General features: G+C 61.7%; 15 protein-coding genes. 4 read left to right on the top strand and 11 right to left on the bottom strand.

Annotated elements, in window-relative coordinates; all coding sequences use genetic code 11:
* The first annotated feature begins 16 nt into the window (after nt 1-16).
* Nucleotides 17-1,825, top strand: coding sequence for a sodium-extruding oxaloacetate decarboxylase subunit alpha (gene oadA, locus ATH90_RS28400; RefSeq protein ID WP_034110401.1), 1,809 nt, complete (start codon nt 17-19; stop codon nt 1,823-1,825).
* A gap of 75 nt (nt 1,826-1,900) precedes the next feature.
* Here the strand turns inward: oadA and ATH90_RS28395 are convergent, their stop codons facing one another.
* The 4 genes from ATH90_RS28395 to ATH90_RS28380 form a co-directional block, all read right to left on the bottom strand.
* Nucleotides 1,901-3,193: an autotransporter outer membrane beta-barrel domain-containing protein gene (locus tag ATH90_RS28395; RefSeq protein ID WP_098467601.1), complete on the bottom strand. Its 1,293-nt coding sequence runs from the start codon at nt 3,191-3,193 to the stop codon at nt 1,901-1,903.
* 234 nt (nt 3,194-3,427) lie between these two features.
* Nucleotides 3,428-4,099, bottom strand: coding sequence for a GNAT family N-acetyltransferase (locus ATH90_RS28390; protein WP_069078594.1), 672 nt, complete (start codon nt 4,097-4,099; stop codon nt 3,428-3,430).
* Between the two features lie 10 nt (nt 4,100-4,109).
* On the bottom strand, nt 4,110-4,556 hold the full coding sequence (locus ATH90_RS28385; RefSeq protein WP_069078593.1) for a GNAT family N-acetyltransferase: 447 nt from the start codon (nt 4,554-4,556) through the stop codon (nt 4,110-4,112).
* Nucleotides 4,553-5,191, bottom strand: a complete 639-nt coding sequence (locus ATH90_RS28380; RefSeq protein WP_098467600.1) for an FMN-binding negative transcriptional regulator — start codon at nt 5,189-5,191, stop codon at nt 4,553-4,555. The genes ATH90_RS28385 and ATH90_RS28380 overlap by 4 nt, the downstream gene beginning before the upstream one ends.
* Before the next feature lie 102 nt (nt 5,192-5,293).
* On the opposite strand from ATH90_RS28380, the gene pdxR reads away from it, so the two are divergent.
* Entirely contained in the window at nt 5,294-6,829 is a 1,536-nt protein-coding gene (pdxR, locus tag ATH90_RS28375; RefSeq protein ID WP_098467599.1) for a MocR-like pyridoxine biosynthesis transcription factor PdxR, read from the top strand.
* Here pdxR and ATH90_RS28370 read toward each other — a convergent pair.
* From ATH90_RS28370 to aspA, 7 genes are all read right to left on the bottom strand, one after another.
* On the bottom strand, nt 6,789-11,420 hold the full coding sequence (locus tag ATH90_RS28370; protein ID WP_098467598.1) for a dermonecrotic toxin domain-containing protein: 4,632 nt from the start codon (nt 11,418-11,420) through the stop codon (nt 6,789-6,791). The two genes, pdxR and ATH90_RS28370, sit on opposite strands and share 41 nt — an antisense overlap.
* A 122-nt stretch (nt 11,421-11,542) precedes the next feature.
* Nucleotides 11,543-12,634, bottom strand: a complete 1,092-nt coding sequence (locus tag ATH90_RS28365; RefSeq protein WP_098467597.1) for a polyamine ABC transporter substrate-binding protein — start codon at nt 12,632-12,634, stop codon at nt 11,543-11,545.
* Entirely contained in the window at nt 12,631-13,665 is a 1,035-nt protein-coding gene (locus ATH90_RS28360; protein ID WP_098467596.1) for a histone deacetylase family protein, read from the bottom strand. Before ATH90_RS28360 ends, ATH90_RS28365 begins: the two co-directional genes overlap by 4 nt.
* Nucleotides 13,666-13,831: 166 nt before the next feature.
* Complete coding sequence (locus ATH90_RS28355; protein ID WP_098467595.1) at nt 13,832-14,824, bottom strand: AraC family transcriptional regulator; 993 nt, start codon at nt 14,822-14,824, stop codon at nt 13,832-13,834.
* 49 nt (nt 14,825-14,873) lie between these two features.
* On the bottom strand, nt 14,874-15,851 hold the full coding sequence (locus ATH90_RS28350) for an asparaginase (protein ID WP_034110383.1): 978 nt from the start codon (nt 15,849-15,851) through the stop codon (nt 14,874-14,876).
* Between the two features lie 83 nt (nt 15,852-15,934).
* Complete coding sequence (locus ATH90_RS28345) at nt 15,935-17,386, bottom strand: alanine/glycine:cation symporter family protein (RefSeq protein WP_034110381.1); 1,452 nt, start codon at nt 17,384-17,386, stop codon at nt 15,935-15,937.
* A 392-nt stretch (nt 17,387-17,778) separates the two neighbouring features.
* On the bottom strand, nt 17,779-19,203 hold the full coding sequence (gene aspA / locus ATH90_RS28340) for an aspartate ammonia-lyase (RefSeq protein ID WP_010207594.1): 1,425 nt from the start codon (nt 19,201-19,203) through the stop codon (nt 17,779-17,781).
* 182 nt (nt 19,204-19,385) lie between these two features.
* On the opposite strand from aspA, the gene ATH90_RS28335 reads away from it, so the two are divergent.
* Both ATH90_RS28335 and purE read left to right on the top strand, forming a co-directional pair.
* Complete coding sequence (locus ATH90_RS28335; protein WP_034110379.1) at nt 19,386-20,294, top strand: LysR substrate-binding domain-containing protein; 909 nt, start codon at nt 19,386-19,388, stop codon at nt 20,292-20,294.
* Nucleotides 20,295-20,625: 331 nt separating this feature from the next.
* Nucleotides 20,626-21,117 carry a 5-(carboxyamino)imidazole ribonucleotide mutase gene (gene purE, locus ATH90_RS28330; protein WP_003176980.1) on the top strand — a complete coding sequence of 164 codons (492 nt, stop codon included), beginning with the start codon at nt 20,626-20,628 and terminating at the stop codon, nt 21,115-21,117.
* Nucleotides 21,118-21,121: the final 4 nt, after the last annotated feature.

Here is a 21,121-nt window from a genome sequence, read left to right as displayed (position 1 = left end):
CTATGAGGAGATACCAATGACTAAGAAAATCTTCGTTACAGACACTGTCCTGCGCGACGCCCACCAATCGTTGCTGGCCACCCGCATGCGCACCGACGACATGCTGCCGATCTGCGACAAGCTCGACAAAGTCGGCTACTGGTCCCTGGAAGTCTGGGGCGGCGCGACCTTCGACGCGTGCGTGCGCTTCCTCAAGGAAGACCCGTGGGAGCGCCTGCGCAAACTGCGCGCCGCGTTGCCCAACACCCGCTTGCAGATGCTGCTGCGCGGCCAGAACTTGCTGGGCTATCGCCATTACAGTGACGACGTGGTCAAGGCGTTCGTGGCCAAGGCGGCTGTCAACGGTATCGACGTGTTCCGCATCTTCGACGCCATGAACGACGTGCGTAACCTGCGCGTGGCCATCGAAGCGGTGAAAGCCGCCGGCAAACATGCCCAGGGCACCATCGCCTACACCACCAGTCCGGTGCACACCGTCGAGGCCTTCGTCGCCCAGGCCAAGCAACTGGAAGCCATGGGGTGCGACTCGATCGCGATCAAGGACATGGCCGGCCTGCTCACGCCGTACGCCACCGGCGAACTGGTCAAGGCACTGAAAGCCGAACAGAACCTGCCGATCTTCATCCACTCCCACGACACGGCTGGCCTGGCCGCGATGTGCCAACTCAAGGCTATCGAAAATGGTGCCGACCATATCGATACTGCCATCTCCAGCTTCGCCTGGGGCACCAGCCACCCGGGTACCGAGTCGATGGTCGCCGCCCTCAAAGGCAGCGAGTTCGACACCGGCCTGAGCCTGGAGCTGCTGCAAGAGATCGGCCTGTACTTCTACGCCGTGCGCAAGAAGTACCACCAGTTCGAAAGCGAATTCACCGCCGTCGACACCCGTGTGCAAGTCAACCAGGTCCCGGGCGGGATGATTTCCAACCTGGCCAACCAGTTGAAAGAGCAGGGCGCGCTCAACCGCATGGGTGAAGTGCTGGCCGAGATCCCGCGTGTGCGTGAAGACCTCGGCTTCCCGCCGCTGGTGACACCGACGTCGCAAATCGTCGGCACCCAGGCGTTTTTCAACGTACTGGCCGGCGAGCGCTACAAGACCATCACCAACGAAGTGAAGCTCTACTTGCAAGGCGGCTACGGCAAGGCGCCGGGCACCGTGAACGAGAAACTGCGTCGCCAGGCCATTGGCAGCGAAGACGTGATCGATGTGCGTCCGGCCGACCTGCTCAAGCCGGAAATGACCAAGCTGCGCGGTGAGATCGGCGCGTTGGCGAAGTCCGAAGAAGACGTGCTGACCTACGCCATGTTCCCGGACATCGGGCGCAAGTTCCTCGAAGAACGCGATGCCGGCACCCTGGCGCCGGAAGTGCTGCTGCCTATCCCTGAAGCTGGCGGCGTAGCGCGTGCCGGTGGCGAAGGTGTGCCGACCGAGTTCGTCATTGACGTGCATGGTGAAAGCTACCGCGTCGACATCACCGGTGTCGGCGTGAAGGCCGAAGGCAAGCGCCACTTCTACCTGTCCATCGATGGCATGCCGGAAGAGGTGGTGTTCGAACCGCTCAACGAATTCGTCAGCAGCGGCGGCAGCAAACGCAAGCACGCCACCGAGCCTGGCCATGTCAGCACGGCGATGCCGGGCAATATCGTCGATGTGCTGGTCAAGGAAGGCGACGTGGTCAAGGCTGGCCAGGCCGTACTGATTACCGAAGCCATGAAGATGGAAACCGAAGTGCAGGCTGCCATTGCCGGCAAGGTGACCGCCGTTCACGTGGCCAAGGGCGACCGGGTAAACCCTGGCGAAATCCTGATTGAAATCGAAGGCTGATAGCAGCCTTCGAGACTAACGTTTAATCCTCGGGGGGGCGGGTGCCCCCCTTTTTTTTCGCCCGCAATTTGGTGGTCAGAAGCTCATTTTCCACTGCCCCGTCAGGCCTTGATTGTGGCTGTTTGTGCCGGCCTGGGCGCTGTAGGCCAGGCCAAGGGTGTGTTGTTTCGACACGGCGAGGTCCAGGCCGGCTTGCACGTCCAGGCTGTTGCGATCCAGCGCGGTGCCATTGACGGTGAAGCCTTCAATCAGTCCGGGCAGGGCGCGGTAGGACTGGCGCACCTGGCTGTCGACTTCACCGTAGAGGTGTTTCCAGCCGGTGCTGAGGTGGGGCGTGAGGCTGATCTGGTTATCGAATCGATACACCGTCGCCAGGCGAATGCCAAAGGTGCTGCTGAGGTTTTGCTGGGTGTGTGCGCCAACGTTCAATGCAGTCCGGCCACCCGTTTCCTTGAAACGGTCGCGGTGATAGCGCTGGAAGCCTAGGCCGACATAAGGCTCGACACTGAGATCCGCGCTGCCCAATTGATAGCCCAGCTCCGATAGCAGGGTTTGGCTCTGGGCGTTGTATTGGCCTTTGAGCTGTTCCTTGTAATCAAGCAGGCTCACGTCGCGTTTGTTCTGCCCGGCATGGTCGCTGTAGATCGCCCCCAGGCGCAGGGCCAGCGGACCGTCCTGGCGCACGGCGTACGCGCCCAGGTGCCAGCTGTCCACGTCGGCGGAGAAGCGTTGGGTATCGAAATGGCTGATGGTTTTTGCGCCCAGGACGCCAACGCGCCAGGCATGATCCAGTGCCCAGTCGGCGCCCAGCAGCAGTCCGTTGACGTCGTACTTCAAGCCGGCGCTGCCGCCTTGCTTATCGAGGCTGCCGTCGTTGCCCAGGCCTTGCACCCACAAGTTCCCATCGTCGTCCGCAGGTAGTGTGCGCAGGGCCGACAGCAGCTGGCTGCCAAGATGCTGGGTGGTGTTCTGCGTTGCCGTGGCGAGGTTGGCGTTCTGGCTGCCGGCCAATTGCTCGAGGCCTGCACCGATCCCGCCGGGTTGTTGGCCCAGCGCTGCAGCGAATTTTTCCAGGGCTTTGACTTGCTCGGCGGTCAGGCTGCCGGACTGCAATAACCGAATCAGCGCGGGGTCCAGCACCTTGGCCACTTGCAGGCCATTGTGCGAGGTGGCCCTGCGGGTGAGGTGGCCGTTGAGGGGCTGTGCTTGGGCTTCGGGCGGGTAAAACCAGGCATCGGGCGGCGCCTCGTAGGGCTGCGACGGGTACGGCGTGTATTCGATATCGCCTCGCGCATGCGCGGGCTGAAGGCTGGCGGCGCTGAGGGCAAGGGCGATGACAAGGGCGAATCTGCAAGGGGTAAAAGGCATGAAGTCCCAACCTCTGATGAGTGAGGCCGGGAATTTAGCGAGATGGCGGGGTGATAAATGTCAGGCTATCGAGCTCTGGTTTGCGGGAGTTGTCTCTAGTACGGCGCGATTAAAAGCACGTGATGACGGGTCAAAATTTTAAGCAAACCCTGCTGACTGAAAGCATTCAGGATGCCTTGGCGCGCGGCACGCTGTGATGTGGTCGTTCCCACAGGCGTGGGAACGACCTAAGACTCAGCCCCGGCACTGTGCCAGTGACTTCACCTGCCCGTCACCCCGTTGATTTCCTTCCGACAGCCACGCCTCAAACCCGGCGCCCACCTTCGGCCATTCCGAGTCGATGATCGAGTACCACGCGGTGTCGCGGTTCTTGCCCTTGACCACGGTGTGTTGGCGGAACACCCCTTCAAAACTGAAGCCCAACCGCTCTGCTGCGTACTTGGAGCGGCCATTGGCGTTGTTGCACTTCCATTCCAGGCGGCGGTTGCCTTGCTCGAACGCGTACTTGGCCAGCAAATACACGGCCTCGGTACTTTTCGGCGAGCGCTGCATCGGTGCGCCGAAGGTGACGTGGCCGATTTCAATGCGCCCCTGCTCGGGCACGATGGACATCAGGCTGAGGATGCCTTGTACCTGGCCGGTCGCACGGTCGATCACGCTGAAAAAATACGGGTCGCTGTGGGCAGCATGGTTGTTCAGCCAGTCATTGAAGGCACTGCGCTCGGGGAAAGGGCCGTAAGGCAGGTAGTCCCACAGCTTGGGGTCGGCACCGGGGCCTTGCAGTGCGTTGAACAGGTCGTCGCCATGGCGGGCCGGGTCGAGTTTTTCCAGGCGGATAAAACGCCCTTCGAGCAGTTGGACCGTGGGTGCCGGGACGCCTTTCCAATCGGCGAGAGAGGTAGTCATGCTGCGCTCCTTAAAGACCTTTGCGAAATTGAATGAAGCCAGGGCGTTCGGCGATGCGTTCGTAGAGTTGGATCGCGGTGGCATTGGTCTCATGGGTCAGCCAGTGGACCTTGCAGCAGCCGTCAGCCTTGGCAGTGGTGTAGACGAATTCGATCAGCTTGCGGCCGACGCCGGTGCCGCGTTGGGCCGGGACCACCAGCAGATCCTGCAGGTAGCAGGCGTTCTCGATGCTCCAGTTGGAGCGGTGGTAGATGAAGTTGACCATGCCCACTGCCTTGCCGTCCTGCCAGGCCAGGGCCGAGTGAGTAGGCTCGTTGCCATCGATCAGGCGTTGCCAGGTGCTCTGGCTAACGGCGTCCGGCAACTCGGTGTTGTAGAACGTCAAATACGCTTGCCACAGCGCCAGCCAGGCGGCGTGGTCGGCGGCGGTAACCGGGCGGATGTCGATCTGGCTCATTCTGAGGCTCCTTGAGGAATAAAGCGGGCGAGGGTCTGGTCGCGCACATCGACGCTGGCGGCCAGGCCTTCGCGCACGCCGGCGATATCCGCCGGGCTGCGGTTTTGGCTGAGTTTGCGTTTGCCGATCAGGCGGTCGATCGGCAGGGCAAAGCCGACGATGGCCTTGAGCATGCCGTCAATGTAGTCGGCTGGGGCATCACTGACTGTCCAGGGTTGGGCGCGACTGCCTTCGTGGCGATCGGTCAGGGCACTGACCACCGCAAGTAAACGCTCGGCATCGCTGAAGACATCGGCCTTGCCGTAGGCATGCACGGCGATGTAATTCCAGGTAGGGACGACTTTGCCGTGTTCGGCCTTCGCCGGGTAGAACGCCGGGCTGATGTAGGCTTCCGCACCGGCAAAGATCACTAATGCCTCGCTGCCATTGTGCAGGTCGCGCCACTGCGGATTGGCCTTCGCCAGGTGGCCGTAGAGCGTGCCGTTCGGGCCTTCATCGGGGTTGAGCAGCAGCGGCAAGTGGCTGGCTTGCAGGCCTTGCTCACCAAAGGTCACCACCTGGGCCAGGCGGGTGTGCTGGATCAGTTGCTGGAGTTCGGGCAAATCGTCGAGGGCGAAGGCGCGTGGTGTGTACATGGAAGTTTTCCTTGGCGAATGCTTGCATCCTAGGCAGGCTAATGGTTCGTTGTAAGAGCCATCTAGGGCCAATTTCATAGGTCCAATTCCGGAGCTTCTGCCATGTCACCCCTTGCGCCGCCGTTGTCGTTCAACCCTGCCGGGATCGAGCTGGATCGCCGCCAAGGGCTGACGCGCCAGCTGTATGACGCCTTGCGCCAGCGGGTGCTGGACGGCCGCCTGGTCAGCGGCACGCGATTGCCAGCCACGCGTGACTTGGCGGCAGCGTTGTCGATTTCCCGTAACAGCGTAGTGCGCGCCTACGATCAGCTGTATGCGGAGGGGTTTATTGAGGGCAGGGTGGGCGATGGGACCTACGTGGCACAATTGCCCAGCGCAAAAAAATTATCCACAAAACTGTCCACAGGGTTTTCAACAGGCTTATCCCCAGCCTTATCCACAATTGACGCGCAACAACGCGATTTTTCGCTCGGTAAAGTTATCCACAGCCCGGCGTTGGAACGGCTTGAGCACAACCATTTGCCCCTGCCGCCCACGGGGCCGCCGCGAGCGTTTCGGGTAGGGGTTCCGGCACTCGATCTATTCCCTTTCGACGTCTGGGCCAAGCTGAGTGCGGCTTTCTGGCGTAAGCCGGACCTTGGGCAACTGTGTTACGGCAACCCCGCAGGGGATGAGCGATTACGCGGATTGATCGCCGCGTATTTGCGCAGTTCCCGCGGTTTGCAGGGCACGGCTGAGCAAATTGTGATCACCAGTGGCGCGCAGCAGGCGATCAGCCTTTGTGCACAGTTGCTGGTGGTACCCGGCGACGGTGTGGCGGTTGAAAATCCCGGGTACCGCGCTGCCCGGCATGCGTTCGCCCTCGCCGGTGGACGCTTGCATGGCGTGGCAGTGGACGGCGAAGGCCTTGACTGTCACGCGTTGAACAGCCTCCACGGCTGCCGTCTGGCCTATGTCACGCCCTCCCATCAGTACCCGCTGGGTGTGGTCATGAGCCTGGCCCGTCGCCTGGAGCTGCTGGCCTGGGCCGAGCGCAGCGGCGGCTGGATCATCGAGGACGACTACGACGGCGAGTACCGTTACAGCGGTGCTCCGCTGGCCCCGCTGGCGGCCCTGGATCGCAGCGGACGGGTTCTTTATGTGGGCACCTTCGGCAAAGTCGCGTTCCCGGCGCTGCGCTTGGGCTACCTGGTGCTGCCGCCCACGCTGGTGGATGCTTTCGCCCGGCGGCGCGCGGTGGATGTGCGTCATTCGGAGGTCAGTACCCAGGCAGTGATGGCGGAGTTCATGGCGGCAGGGCACTTTCAGCGCCATGTGCGGCGTATGCGTCGGGCAGCGTTGGGTCGACTCGATGCGTTGCTGGCCGAATGGCCTGAAGGCATTGACGGGGTTGGCCAATTGCCCAGTGTGGCGGCAGGCCTGCACTTGACGGTGCCAGTGCAGAACGTTGCGCGTGAGCAGGCGTTGATCGCCCAGGCCGCTGTTGTCGGTGTCGAAATCAACGGCCTGAGCGACTACTGGCTGCCAGACGCCTGTACGCCGGTGGATCAGCGCGCCGGTCTGGTGCTGGGGTTCGCTGCCGTGCCCGAACTGCAGATCAGCTCGGCACTGATGCGCTTGCGCCAGGCGTGGACGTAGACGCCTCCGGCTCCGTGGGTTTACCCAAGAACAGTAACTGCGCCAGGTGTGGGCCGATTTCACTGCGGTACACCGCGATACCGGCCTGTTCCGAGGTGACGCCGCGCTCCACGAATGCGCCTCCCAGGCGGCGTTGTTCGGGCGTTTTCAAGTGCGCTGCGCTGTAAAGCTCATCGCCGCTCTTCGGGGCCTGGTAGTGAAAGTGGGCGTACCACAAAACCCGTTTAGTCTTTTTGTCACGTATTTCGTATTCCTGCAGGTAGTCCTTACGCGGGCCCTTGAGCCTGCGGCGGCTGCCGCTGATCGCTATGGTGACCTCCTTGGCCTGGTGCAGCAGTTGCACATGGGCCGCAGTGGGAGGTCGTGTCTTAAGCATGTCGAGCTTGATCCGCCGGCCTTCGTCGTAGAGTTTTTTAACGGCCACGCCGAGCTGCTGGCGTAGCGCTTCGGAAGTGGTGTTATCGGTTTGGTTGGTGGCATTGGCAGCGTGTTCGATGGTCGCACTTGCCTCCTCGAGTTTTTTCGCCTGGCGCTGGACTTTCTCTTCTATCTCCACCGGCAAGCGTTGCTTTTTGCGCGCCTGGACCTTGGTGCGTTCGATAAAACCATCCACGTCAGCGAGCAGTTCCCGACCGCTCTTCATGCTGGCGGAGAGACCCGGTGGCGGTTTACGGGACGCTTCCTGTCGTGGCGGTTCGCGCCTGAGCCAGACGCCCGGCGTTTTCTCGTGGAAGGTGGCGATGACCTTGTGGGTAAGCGGCTCCGTGACATCGACCAGGCCCGACTCATGGGGCCGGGGCTCTCCCACCACCATACCTTTGTAACGGGTCTTGATGATTTTGCGCCGGGGCGCCTGGCTGGAGCCTGATGCTTGAGGCTTGGGTTCCAGGGATTTCCGCTCGCGCAAGGCGCTCACCAATTGCCGCGTGGCGCGCTGGGCGAATTCATCGATCAGTTGGCGCACGTCTTCGAGGTGCTCGATCAAGACCTCCCTCGGGTATTCGTCGGGCAGGTCGAGAAGGTCCTGGTTGATCGTGGCAAATTGGTCCACCAGGCTGTCCAGTACCTCGACCCGTTCATTCAGAGGCGCTGTCTCTTGCAGTTGCTGGACCTCCTCCAGGCTTTGAACCGCCAGGTCGGCTGACTCGACGATACGGTTGAGCGCCTGGCGTGCACCGCTCCGGGCGGCGGCATTGCCTGTCTTCAGGGCACAATAGCGTGCCAGTGAAATCCGAAAGGCTTTCAGGTCATTGAGGCGGGTGCCGGGCATGTGCAGGCGAGTGTCTTCCACGAAGGCAAGGCCATTGGCGCCAAGCCCTTGCAGGTCTTTGAAGCGGGCGTGCATATACTCCAGTTGCTGCACCATTTGCACTGTCGTCGCGTCCACGCGTTGATGCAGGTCTATCGTCGGCGACTCGTCGTTCAGGTGCGGGCCAATGTCGTCGAGTTGCTGCTGGAAGTCGTCCCTGACCACGTCGATGGTGGCTCGTGTCAGCAGGACTTGATGCTTGAGGTAATGGATCATCCTTTCCGGGTAGTCGGGGACGGTATCGAGAATGTTCAGAGACTTGAGTTGGGCGATGGGGATCTCATACTCCTCCCGGCGCTTTTGCAGCTTATTGGTGTATTCAGCCCGCTTGGCCTCGGCCGATGCGGAGGGTGCCGCCAGACTGGCGTTGCGGGCAGCCATAAGCTCGGCCAGTTTCTGTTCTCTCTGATCGTCGAAGGCGTCCAGTTGCTCGCGCAGTTCATTGATCTTCGGCGGCCGCAGGCGCTGGCGTCCTTTGAGGCGGCTCCTGAACCCACCGCCCCGCAGACGCAGGCGTGTGTCGATGAACCACTGGCCCAGGCGGTTGTTGATCAACACCGGGCCCAGGCGCGTGGGTTGCTTTGGGTCAACAATGATCACGGCGTCATTTTCGTCGACCACCACTTCAAACCACTGCTGTGCGACCGGTGCGTACCAGTGCTCTTGCAAGGGGTACAGATGTTGATAGGCGCCCGCCTGGGCATGTTGCGCCCCCAGGCCCTCGGGCTTGGCCACGCTGAAGCTGTCCAGGGTCTTTTTCAGGCTTGGGGGGGGGCGGGTCAGGGTGCCCAGTGTATGCAGCGAGGGTTCGTGGCCGATGGGCAATTGTGCGATTTCGATGTCGGGTTTCTGGATGATCGTGGGCGCGCGCGCCGGCGTCGGTGGGGTTGTTTTCTCTTCGTCGACGGGCGGTTTGCGGGCGGGGCGCGCCACAGGCGGTTTATGCCTGTCGGCGACATGCAGGGCCAGGGCCATGCCCAGGTTGAGAATGATGTCGGTCACGGCTGACCATTTGGCCTCGACGTCGCCGCGTTCATTCGCCTCGATGGCTTGCTCCAGATCATCCACGAGTTGCCTGATCCAGGCGGCCGTGCCCACCGTCTTGCCCAGGAATGGCAATGCGGCATTGAAGACCAGCCATCCGGCTTGCTTGAAGCTTTCCCAGCGTCCTTCAGCGTTGGACACCGATTGCTGGTCGGCCAGCGTTACCAGTGCGTTGGCATTGGACTTGAACAGCGCGGCCATGTAGTCGCCGCCGACAGCCCCATCACCCAAGGCGATGGGCCCGCTCATGACCACGGCCGTCAACGGTTCGATCAACAGCTTGGACAAGACCCACGGCGAAGATAATGACCCGGGAAACACGAACTGCGCATAGCTGAAACGGCTGCTGTCGGGCAGCCAGGCCAACACGGCCTGGCGCAGCGAGGTGTCCTGTTTGATGGCGTAGAGCAGGTTGGTGTGCGAGGCAAATTGCAGTAACGGCATGTTGGACAGCGGACGGTACAGCAGGCACGGACCTGCCTGGGCGTCCTGAGGCCCGATCACGAACATGTTGGCGACAGTGTCCGCAGTTTGCGTCAACCGGCGCGAGGGAATGAAAGCCAGGGGGCGGATCACGATGGCCTGGCCGTCGACCCGTCGCTGGTCGGGGTCGGTTTTCATCAGGGCGCATACGTAGCGGTAACCCAGCTCATCCACCCCGAACTGGTTGAGGATTTTGTATTGCAAGGCCAGCAGCGGCAATTGCAGACGCAACTGGTTGGCATAGAGCGTTTGCCTGCGCAGGGACTCGGTCGGGTTATCGAGCAGCGTGCGCTTGATCAGAGCCGGATAGTGCTTGCCGACGTCCACTTGGGTAATCAGGCTTTCGAGGTAATCGGCAGTCATCCACTCTGGCACATCACCGCCGTTTTCGTAGTACACCGTCTTGTTGCCCAGGGGCAGGGCGATCAGGTTTTCCAGGGCCATGTCGACCAAGGCGAAGGTCTGGGTATCTACCAACCCTGGGGCGGTGAACAGCCCCAGCACCACTTGGCTGGTGATGGTGACGCGAATGTTTTGCACGTTCAGGTTGGTCGATCGCGGATGGTCTTTGAGCATTGCCTCTTGGAGGGCTTGCAGGGCGTAGTCGCGGATCGGGGCAATCCCGTCCAGGTAGGTCTTGTTGGCCTGGCTGTCATTGAGCATTGCCAGGTCAAGCAAGTAACGGCTGTACAGCGACCCATCGGTGAATGACGCGCTCTTCAGCCAGTCAGGCATCACATCACGGATCAATTGCAGTTTGGACTGGTTCGCTACCGATATTTGATTGAACTCCAGCGTCAAGTCTTGCTGCTCGGGATCGTCGGCTGAGGGCGGGGTCCGTTCGGAAAAATCAATCTCGGTGAGGGCGTCGATTTGCTGGCTGATCAACATACAGGCCTGGAACTCAAAAAAATCACCTTCCGGTTCGAACAACCGCCAGTGCAACGGATGTCCCTGGACGGTGACGGCATGACGGTTGAGGGTTTCTCCCAGGTTTTGAAGGCTGTCGAATCGCTTGTGTCCGGTGGCAATCGAGTAGGCGAGGATGATGGCTCGTTTCTCGTGGGTGCCAATCAACACCGAGTAGGAGGCATAGCCGAGATGTTTGATGCGGTTATCCCTGTTCACATCGACATCGATCAGATAGGTGCGCGTACGGTATTTGTCATTGGGTAGTCGCAGTGCGTAGTCGGGGTATTGGAACACCAGCCTGGCGATGGCCTGTTCGTGTTCGTCCCAATCGTTGCCCTGCAAGCCCCAGGCACCGCGCAATGTGTTGGCAAAGGTCTTCCAGCGTGGCCCTGTGGGGTCGGCGGTGTGGTTCCAGTAATCCAATTGTTGTTCCTGGAGCGCAATGAACAGCAGCGGTGCGAATTCGTTGATCATCCGGGCGATGTCGTCGATTCGTACCGGCAGATGAATATCCGGGCCACTGTTGGTGTTGCGGTAGGTCAAGTAATGCTCGCCATCGATATAGACCACGGGTGTGTCGGCGTTGGCTTGCAGGGCCAGGACGCTGCTGAGGTGTTCATAGCGAGGCGCGCCAGGGGTGACTTGCCCCTCCACGACCCGCCAGGAAGGCGACACGACGATCGCCAGGTCCGGGTCGATATCAAGCTGTGGGTAAAGCGCTTTCAAGGCCGGGCGCAAGGTCTTGGCGGCGACCTCGCGCATTGAGGGCCCCGTCGTCAGCTGAGTGACCAGGGCATTGGTGGTCTGCGCCGTTCGGGAGTCGGGTGAGGAAGAATCGGTCATTGGGCAATCCGTCAGGCAAGGGTCGCCGCGAGTTGGCAGCGTGATTGCCCCACAGTAGCCAGGTGTTCAGTGGTGACGGCGGTAGTTAGTTAGCGGCACCCATGGGGTGCCGCCAAAGGGTGTCAGGTGCCCGATTTGATCTTGGTCCACGCCCGCGTGCGGGCGCGTTCGGCGTCACGGCCCAGCGGCTTCAGGGTGTAGAGCGTGGCCATCGCCGCCTCGGTCGGGTACAGGTTGGGGTTGTTGCGGATCGACGGGTCAACCTGCTCGGTGGCGTCCTTGTTGGGGTTGGGGTAGCCGACAAAGTCGCTGATCGGCGCGATCACCTGGGGTTGCAGCAGGTAGTTGATGAAGGTGTAGGCGTCTTGCGGATTCTTGGCACCCTTGGGAATGGCGAGCATATCGAACCAGATCGGCGCGCCTTCTTTAGGCAGGCGCATGTCCACGGTCACGCCGTTCTTGGCCTCTTTGGCGCGGTTGGCGGCCTGGGAGAAGCTGCCGGAGTAACCGACGGCGACGCAAATGTCACCGTTGGCGATGTCAGCCATGTACTTGGAGGAGTGAAAGTAGGTGACGTAGGGGCGGATCTTCATCAGCAGCGCTTCGGCTTTGTCATAGTCCTTGGGGTTGCTGCTGTTGGGGTCCAGGCCCAGGTGTTGCAAGGCCAGCGGCAGGATCTCGGACGGCGAATCCAGCAGCGCGACGCCGCACTGCTTGAGCTTGCTGATGTTCTCTTGCTTGAAGATCAGGTCCCAGCTGTCTACCGGAGCATCGGCGCCCAACGCGGCCTTGACCTTGTCCGGGTTGAAGCCGATGAGGATGGTGCCGTACATGTAGGGCACCGCGAATTTGTTGCCGGGGTCGTTCGCTTCGATCAGCTTCATCAGCTTGGGATCGAGGTGCTTCCAGTTCGGCAACTGGCTGCGGTCCAGCGGCTGGAACACGCCGGCTTCGATCTGCTTGGCCAGGAACACATTGGACGGCACCACGACGTCATACCCGGAGTTACCGGTGAGCAGCTTGGCTTCCAGCGCCTCGTTGGTGTCGAAGATGTCGTACACCAGTTTGACCTGGGTGTTCTGCGCCTTGAAGTCTTCCAGTGCCTTGGGGGTGATGTAGTCGAACCAGTTATAGACCCGCAGGGTGTTCTCTTCGGCATGGGCAACACCGCTGATAACGGCAGCGCAGAGGACAAGTGACTTGAGCATATTCATTGGGCAGCCCCTTCAAAACCTTCAAGAACGTTGACGGCATTGATGCCGATTTCTTCCACGGCGTAGCCGCCTTCCATCACAAACAGCGTGGGTTTGCCCAGGCCCGCGATGCGCGTGCCCATTGCCAGGTAATCCGGGCTATCGAGCTTGAATTGCGAGATAGGGTCGTCCTTGAAGGTATCCACGCCCAGGGACACGACGATGATGTCGGCGCCATAGCGCTCGATCTCTGCGCAGGCTTCTTCAAGCGCTGCGCTCCAGCACTCCCAGCCGGAACCGGCCGGCAGTGGGTAGTTGAAGTTGAAACCTTCGCCCGAGCCTTCGCCCCGTTCGTCGGCATAGCCCAGGAAAAACGGAAACTCGGCTTCCGGATGGCCGTGGATCGAGGTGAACAGCACATCGCTGCGCGCGTAGAAGATCGACTGGGTCCCGTTGCCGTGGTGGTAGTCGACATCGAGGATCGCGACCTTTTTGTGGCCCTGGTCGAGGAAGGCCTGGGCGGCAATGGCGGCGTTGTTGAGGTAGCAATAACCGCCCATCAAGTCGCTGGCGGCGTGATGCCCCGGTGGCCGGCACAAGGCGAAAGCACTGTGGGCACCCTGTTGGATGGCGGCCTGGGCCGTGAGCGCGACTTGCGCTGCGCTGTAGGCGGCTTGCCAGGTGCCGGCGGTGATCGGCGCGCCACCGTCGAAGCTGTAGTAACCCAGCTGCCCATGCAGGCTGGCGGGCACTACGCGGCGCAAGGTGCGCGCCGGCCAGGTGTAGGGCAACAAGTCGCCGTCCTGGCCGAATTCGGTCCAGCGCGCCCAGGCGCCCTGGAAGAAGTCCAGGTAGTCGTGGCTGTGGATGCGCTGCAGCGGTGCCAGGCCGAAGTCCTGCGGCGGGTGAACAGGGCCCAGTTCGCGGTCCTTGACGCGTTGCAGCACGTGGTCGGCGCGCGAGGGCATTTCGAAGCAGGGCATCAGTTGCCCGTCCATCAGTTCACAACGGCCGTGATGCAGGTGGTGATCGTCCGAGTAAATCGTCAGCATGTTGTTGTTCTCCGCAGGCGGTATCGGTGCATGCAGTCTTGCTGGCGACGGGTGTTATGAGAACGGCAAGAGCGGCCAAAAGGGGATAAATATGGCCAGATTGTCTGTCCGTAATTCGCCCCATGGGAGCGCATGGTCTGCTCGCGAAGGCAGCGCGCGGTGCGAGTCAGGGGCGAAATTGACTCGGCGCCACACCGCTCCAGCGCACAAACGCATGCCTGAAACTCGCGGTCTCACTGAAACCCAACTGTTCGGCAATCCGGTGGATGGGCCACTGGTCCTGCGCCAGCCACTGCTTGGCGCGCTCGAAACGCAGTTCATCGAGCAGTTCCTGATAACTGCAGCCCAGGTCATGAAGGTGCCGGCGCAGGGTGCGCGGCGAACAGTTCATCTGCTGGGCCAGGCCCTCCAGCCCAGGTGCAGCGTGCAGTTGCGACGCGAGCAATTGACGGATTCGTCCCAGCCAGGCCTCGCGCCCGGTAAATTCGGTGTTCTGTTTACGGCAGCGCTCCGCCATGGCCTGGTGGGTCACGGTGTCGGCCAGGGGCAAGGGCTGGGCCAGCCAGCGTTTATCAAAGGCGAACGCGTTGGCGGTGGCCTGGAACTGCAACGGGCAGTCGAAAGACTCGGTGTAGCGCGCTTGATAATCCGGCGCATCGTACTCAAAGCGCGCGCCCAGCAAGGGCAGCGGGTGGCCGAGCAGGTCGTCGCAGATAACCTTCAGCGACCCCAGGCACAGCTCGACATTGAAGGCGGCCAGTGCCGGGTTCTCGCGGTAATCGCCAGCGGTGAACCAGATACGTTCGCCGTCCTCCTCCAGGCTCAGTTCGAAGAGTGTTCCCAACAGCGCCGGATAACGCAGCGCCAGGCGCAAAGCGTCACCGAAAGTGGCACTGGTGAGCAGGGCGTAGCCGAGCATGCCGTAGGACGAGACGTGCATGCGCCGTCCCACGATCAAGCCGATATCGCGCTGCAGGGCGACGGCATTGGCACACACCTGCATCTCCTGGTGCGTGGCGATGCGCGTGTCGGCGCGGTTCAAGTCCGCGGCACAGATACCGCTACCGGCCAACAGCGCATCAAAGGGCACGCCTTCGGCCTTGAACGTGCTGAGCACCAGGGAGACCGCATTGAGGGTGGTGAGGTGGGAGTGCAGCATGGGAACTTCCAGCCAGGGGAGGCTGGAAGGACAGCAAGTTATATGCCGGTCAGCGCAGTTCGCCGCACAGGTCCAGCTCTACCAGGCGGCGCACTTCGCTGGTGAGCAGCCCGGCGCCGAGCAGGGCCTGCAGCTTGCCGAACACTGCTTCGCGGGTCATGCCGCCACCGGACAGCACGCCAACGCCGCGCAGGCGGCTACCGGCCTCGTACACGTCGAGCTCCACGCCGCCTTCATGGCATTGGGTGATTGCCACCACGACCACGTCAAGATCTTGCGCACGCTTGAGGCTGGCGAGGAACGCCGGGTTGTCGCTCGGGCCGGTGCCGCTGCCAAAACATTCCAGCACCAGCGCCTGGATGCCGCTGTCGACCAGTGCATCCAGTTGCCCGGCGGCAATGCCCGGTACCAGCGGCAGCACGCCGACGTTGGCCAGTGCTTTGGGCTGGCGATAGTCCAGGGCGGCGGGAATTGCGTCGGCCTTGGCAACGCCACCATTGCGCTGCAAGGCGGCAAACGGATGGCGACCAAAACTACGGATCTTCGCGCAACGGGTCGGCGCCATCAGCGCACCGTGGAAGTACAACTGCACACCCGGCGCCAGGCCTTCACCCAGCGCGGCGAGGGCGCCGCTGACATTTTCCCAGGCATCGCTGTCCGGTACGCCGGCGGGCAACATCGAGCCGGTGAACAGTACCGGCGCCGGCAGGCCCAGCAATTGGAAGCTCATGGCCGCCGCGCTGTAGGCCAGGGTGTCGGTGCCGTGCAGGATCAGCACGGCGTCGCAGCCTTCCTCTACGGCGTCGACCACGGCGGTGCGCAGGCGCTGCCAGTAGGCGGGGGTCATGTTGGCGCTGTCGATCAGCGGCGACATTTCCTGGAAGCGCCAGGCGGGCACTGGCTGATTGGCCAGTTGCTCACGCATGCGGGCCTCGAAACCGGATGCAGGCGCCAGGCCATTGGCACTGGCCTGCATGCCGATGGTACCGCCGGTGTAGAGCACCATTACGTTGTTAGCGGGTTGCATAAGATCTCCTGAACGAAAAACGCCGCCGGGCCCAGAGCATGCCCAAGGCCGGGCGGCGTGTCATCTATCTAGGCGGGCTACGCTCAGCGTTGCGCTTGAGTGTTCAGCTCTGCCGATGCGTGAGCCGTTGGCTCAGGCTTCACCGGATTCGCTGGCCAGGCCTTGCGATCCAGGTCCAGGTCAGGGAATTGGCTGGAGTCGAACACCGGGGTCTTGATGCCCGCTGCACGCTGGTTGTCGTAGTCGTTCAGGATGCGCATGGCGATCTTGAACAGGAACGCCAGGGCGAACAGGTTGACGAACGCGAGCATCGTCATGGTGATGTCGGCGAAGGCGAACACGGTGCTCAGGTTCTCGATGGAACCCCAGAAAATCAGCACCAGCACCAGCGCACGGTAGCCCATCAAGACTTTACGGTTGTTACCCACCAGGAAGCGCAGGTTGCTCTCGCCCAGGTAGTAGTTGTACATGATCGAGGTGAACACGAACAACGCCAGGGCTACCGAGATGAACATGCGGCCCCAGTCGCCGACCACCGCCGCCAGGGAGTTCTGGGTCAGGGCAATGCCGTCGCCTTCGAAACCCGGGGTATAGAAGCCGGAAAGCAGGATCAGCAACGCGGTGCAGGTGCAGATCACGAAGGTGTCGAGGAACACGCTGAATGCCTGCACCACGCCTTGGGCGATCGGGTGTTCTACCGAAGCCACCGCCGCCACGTTGGGCGCACTGCCCAACCCGGCTTCGTTGGCGAACACGCCGCGCTTCACGCCCATGATGATTGCGCTGCCCACCAGGCCACCAAAGGCTTGGTCGAGGCCGAAGGCGCTCTTGACGATGGTCGCGAGCATGGCCGGCACGTGGTCGAATTGCAGCACGATCACGTACAGGGTCACGGCGATGTAGACCAGGGTCTTGACCGGCACCAGCAGGTCGGCGATCGACGCGATGCGCTTGATCCCGCCGATGAACACCAGGCCCAGCAATACCGCCAGGGCCAGCCCGGTGTAAGTGGTGTCCAGGCCAAAGGCGTTGTTCAGCGAGTGAGTCACGGCGTGGGCTTGCAGGCCGTTGAAGGCGAAGCCGAAGGTCACCAGCAGCAGGAACGCCATGACCATGCCCAGCCAGCGCTTCTGCAGGCCGTGCTGGATGTAGTAGGCCGGGCCGCCACGGTAGGTGCCTTCCGCATCAGTACGTTTGTACAACTGGCCGAGGGAGCATTCGATAAAGCTCGAAGACATACCCACCAGCGCGGTGACCCACATCCAGAACACGGCACCTGGGCCGCCCAGGGTCACGGCGATACCGACGCCGGCGATGTTACCGGCACCGACGCGGCCAGCCAGGCTGAGCATCAGCGCCTGGAACGAACTGAGCTGGCCGGAGCTGCTCTTCAGGCTGTCTTTAAACACCGAGAACATGTGGAAAAAGTGGCGCAACTGAACGAAACGCGAGCGAATCGTGAAATAACCGCCGAGCCCGACAATGAGCACGATCAGGACTTTCCCTGAGAGGAAGTCGTTGATGACTTCGAGCATGGAGTGTTCCTCGCTGATTTTTCTAATGGCAAACGCAGGACGGTCCGACACGTCGTATGGCACCAGGCAGTGCACGACGCTTCGACCCCAATCCTTTTGCGGGTGTTGTTATTCATGCGGTTTCGCGCTGTCCAGGACCTCGTTACCGACGATCTCTGACGCGAAGAGGGGCGGCACTATACCTAGGCGAGCATCATCCGTCTGCACGGTCTGATTAAAGGTTTCAGCCAGGCGGCGGCGGGCAAGGAGGGTTTGCAGGGCGATATTGGATTTTTTATGGGCGTCATTTCACAACCTTGAGGCAAAAAAAAGGGCCTGAAGAACGAGCCTTCAGGCCCTCAAAAGGTGAGAGGTGTCTAGTCCCTCAACCTGGTGAGCGGTGCAACAAACGCTTAGGCCTTCAACGGGACCAAACGTGGGGCAATCATGTTTTCGGGGCGCAGGATGTCGTCGAGCATGGCGTCGTCGAGCAAGCCTTCTTCGCGCACCAGTTCCAGCACGCCGCGGCCGCTTTCAAGAGCGATGCGCGCGATGCGGGTGGCGTTTTCATAGCCGATGTAAGGGTTCAGCGCGGTCACCAGGCCGATGGAATGCTCCACCAGTTCGCGGCAGCGCGCTTCGTTGGCGGTGATGCCGACGATGCAGTGCTCGCGCAGCATGTCCATGGCACGTTGCAGCAGGCGGATCGAGTCGAAGATCTTGAAAGCGATCAGCGGCTCCATCACGTTCAGCTGCAGCTGGCCGCCTTCGGCCGCCATGGTCAGCGCCAGGTCGTTACCGATCACCTGGAACGCAACCTGGTTCACGGCTTCCGGGATGACTGGGTTGACCTTGCCGGGCATGATCGAGCTGCCTGGCTGGCGGGCCGGCAGGTTGATCTCGTTGATGCCGGTGCGCGGGCCGCTGGACAGCAGGCGCAGGTCGTTGCAGATCTTCGACAGCTTCACCGCGGTGCGCTTGAGCATGCCGGAGAACAGCACGAAGGCGCCCATGTCGGAGGTGGCTTCGATCAGGTCGGCGGCTGGGACAACCGGCTGGCCGCTGATTACAGCCAGGCGCTGTACGGCCAGGGCCTGGTAGCGCGGGTCGGCGTTAATGCCGGTACCGATGGCGGTGCCGCCCAGGTTGACTTCGGTCAGCAGCTCTGGCGCCAGGGTTTTCAGGCGGGCCAGGTCTTCACCGAGGGTGGTGGCGAAGGCGCGGAATTCCTGGCCGAGGGTCATCGGCACGGCGTCTTGCAGTTGGGTGCGGCCCATTTTCAGCACGTGGCTGAACTCTTCGCCCTTGGCGGCGAACGCCTGGATCAGGCTGTCGAGGCTGGCCAGCAGCGCGTCATGGCCCAGCAGCAGACCCAGGCGGATCGCGGTGGGGTAGGCGTCGTTGGTCGACTGCGCCATGTTCACGTCGTTGTTAGGGTGCAGGTACTGGTATTCGCCCTTGTTGTGGCCCATGGCCTCCAACGCGATATTGGCGATGACTTCGTTGGCATTCATGTTGGTAGAAGTGCCAGCGCCGCCTTGAATCATGTCCACCACGAACTCTTCGTGGAAGTCGCCGCGGATCAGACGGGCACAGGCTTCGCTGATAGCCGCGTGCTTGGCTTCGCTGAGTTGACCCAGCTCGCGGTTGGCATCAGCCGCCGCTTGCTTGACCATTGCCAGGCCGACCACCAATTTGGGGTAATGCGAAATCGGAACGCCCGAGAGGCGGAAGTTATTCACCGCTCGCAGGGTCTGGATGCCGTAATACGCTTGGGCAGGTACTTCGAGTACGCCAAGCAGGTCTTTTTCTGTGCGGAAAGATGCAGCGGAGGACATGACGGAAATCATCTCGATATGGACCCGGAACTGGCCGGAACGCTGCGAATGCTAGGCTTGTAGAGCTTTTTGGGCCAATGCTGTTAAACACTGGCCTATGCACAAACGGCATAATGTCGGTGTGACCCGGTTATCATGGCGGGCGTGTGTGCCAAAATGGTGCGTACCCGTGGGAGGAAGTGATGAACCTTGAGAGCAAATGGCTGGAAGACTTCAGTGCCTTGGCGGCAACCCGCAGCTTTTCCCAGGCGGCAGAGCGGCGCTTTGTCACCCAGCCCGCGTTCAGCCGACGTATCCGCAGCCTGGAAGCCGCGCTGGGCCTGACCCTGGTCAACCGCTCGCGCACGCCGGTCGAGCTGACGGCGGCGGGGCAGTTGTTCCTGGTGACTGCGCGTACGGTCGTTGAGCAGTTGGGCGAAGTCCTGCGCCATTTGCATCACCTGGAAGGCGGGCAGGGCGAAGTCATGCAAGTGGCGGCCGCCCACTCGCTGGCCCTGGGCTTCTTCCCGCGCTGGATCGCACAACTGCGCAACGAAGGCCTGAACATCGCCACGCGGCTGGTGGCCACCAACGTCGGTGACGCCGTGCACGCGCTGCGCGAAGGCGGTTGTGACCTGATGTTGGCATTCTACGACCCGGACGCCGCGATGCAGATGGACGCCGAAATCTTCCCGTCGCTGCACCTCGGTAACACCGAAATGCTCCCGGTGTGCGCCGCCGATGCCGACGGCAAGCCGCTATTCGACCTGGAAGGCGAGGGCAGTGTGCCGCTGCTGGCCTATAGTGCTGGCGCGTTCCTCGGGCGTTCGGTGCACCTGCTGCTGCGCCAACGCGCACTGCGCTTTACCACCGTGTATGAGACGGCCATGGCGGACAGTCTCAAGAGCATGGCCCTTGAAGGCTTGGGGATTGCCTGGGTGCCGCAGTTGAGCGTGCGGGCGGAGTTGGCCCGTGGCGAACTGGTGGTGTGCGGCGGGCCGCAATGGCATGTGCCGCTGGAGATCCGCCTGTATCGCTGTGCACTGGTGCGCAAGGCGAATGTGCGGTTGTTGTGGCGCAAGTTGGAAGGTGGGGCAGCGCAGCATACCTGAGCCAACACAGATCAAATGTGGGAGCTGGCTTGCCTGCGATAGCGGTGTATCAGTCGACATTTCAGACACCGAGCCTCCGCCATCGCAGGCAAGCCAGCTCCCACAGGGTTTTGTGGTGTTTTCGCTGACCTGAAAGTCAATAAAACCGCTGGTTTGCGCCGCTAGACAGATGGTCATCCAAGGGGCTGTTTATCTTGATTATTACGGTATACTGCGCGGCCTTCGGCCGGTCCAACCGGCCTTAATTCGTACAACAAGCCACGCCGGATTTCCCGCGTGGCTTGTTGTTTTTTGACGCGCCTGTGGGCGCCCAGAGAGAAGAGGCACGACGATGAGTGCATTGGTTGGCGTGATCATGGGCTCCAAGTCCGATTGGTCCACCCTTAGCCACACCGCCGATATGCTGGAAAAACTCGGCATTCCCTACGAAGTGAAAGTGGTCTCCGCCCACCGCACTCCGGATTTGCTGTTCCAGTATGCCGATGAAGCAGAATCCCGTGGCATCGAGGTGATCATTGCCGGTGCAGGCGGTGCAGCGCACCTGCCAGGCATGTGTGCGGCCAAGACCCACCTGCCGGTGCTCGGTGTGCCAGTGCAGTCGGCAATGCTCTCGGGCGTGGATTCGCTGTTGTCCATCGTGCAGATGCCAGCCGGTATCCCGGTGGCAACCCTAGCGATCGGCAAGGCCGGCGCGATCAATGCCGCGTTGTTGTCCGCCAGCATCCTGGGCGCCAAGCATCCGCAGTTCCATGCGGTGCTGAAAAAATTCCGTGCTGAGCAGACAGACAGCGTGCTGGACAATCCAGACCCACGCATTGCCTGAGGTT

This window comes from Pseudomonas lurida, from assembly GCF_002563895.1.
In the GTDB taxonomy this organism is placed as follows: Bacteria; Pseudomonadota; Gammaproteobacteria; order Pseudomonadales; family Pseudomonadaceae; genus Aquipseudomonas; species Aquipseudomonas lurida.
Note: the sequence above shows the minus strand (reverse complement) of the source record. Positions and strands in the feature narration are given on the sequence as shown.

Coding starts and splice junctions, on each gene's coding strand:
- oadA (WP_034110401.1), top strand. CDS start 17: ATGACTAAGAAAATCTTCGTTACAGACACTGTCCTGCGCGACGCCCAC.
- ATH90_RS28365 (WP_098467597.1), bottom strand. CDS start 12,634: ATGAATATGCTCAAGTCACTTGTCCTCTGCGCTGCCGTTATCAGCGGT.
- ATH90_RS28385 (WP_069078593.1), bottom strand. CDS start 4,556: ATGAGCCAGATCGACATCCGCCCGGTTACCGCCGCCGACCACGCCGCC.
- ATH90_RS28380 (WP_098467600.1), bottom strand. CDS start 5,191: ATGTACACACCACGCGCCTTCGCCCTCGACGATTTGCCCGAACTCCAG.
- ATH90_RS28390 (WP_069078594.1), bottom strand. CDS start 4,099: ATGACTACCTCTCTCGCCGATTGGAAAGGCGTCCCGGCACCCACGGTC.
- ATH90_RS28355 (WP_098467595.1), bottom strand. CDS start 14,824: ATGCTGCACTCCCACCTCACCACCCTCAATGCGGTCTCCCTGGTGCTC.
- purE (WP_003176980.1), top strand. CDS start 20,626: ATGAGTGCATTGGTTGGCGTGATCATGGGCTCCAAGTCCGATTGGTCC.
- ATH90_RS28370 (WP_098467598.1), bottom strand. CDS start 11,420: ATGACCGATTCTTCCTCACCCGACTCCCGAACGGCGCAGACCACCAAT.
- pdxR (WP_098467599.1), top strand. CDS start 5,294: ATGTCACCCCTTGCGCCGCCGTTGTCGTTCAACCCTGCCGGGATCGAG.
- ATH90_RS28395 (WP_098467601.1), bottom strand. CDS start 3,193: ATGCCTTTTACCCCTTGCAGATTCGCCCTTGTCATCGCCCTTGCCCTC.
- ATH90_RS28360 (WP_098467596.1), bottom strand. CDS start 13,665: ATGCTGACGATTTACTCGGACGATCACCACCTGCATCACGGCCGTTGT.
- ATH90_RS28345 (WP_034110381.1), bottom strand. CDS start 17,386: ATGCTCGAAGTCATCAACGACTTCCTCTCAGGGAAAGTCCTGATCGTG.
- aspA (WP_010207594.1), bottom strand. CDS start 19,203: ATGTCCTCCGCTGCATCTTTCCGCACAGAAAAAGACCTGCTTGGCGTA.
- ATH90_RS28350 (WP_034110383.1), bottom strand. CDS start 15,851: ATGCAACCCGCTAACAACGTAATGGTGCTCTACACCGGCGGTACCATC.
- ATH90_RS28335 (WP_034110379.1), top strand. CDS start 19,386: ATGAACCTTGAGAGCAAATGGCTGGAAGACTTCAGTGCCTTGGCGGCA.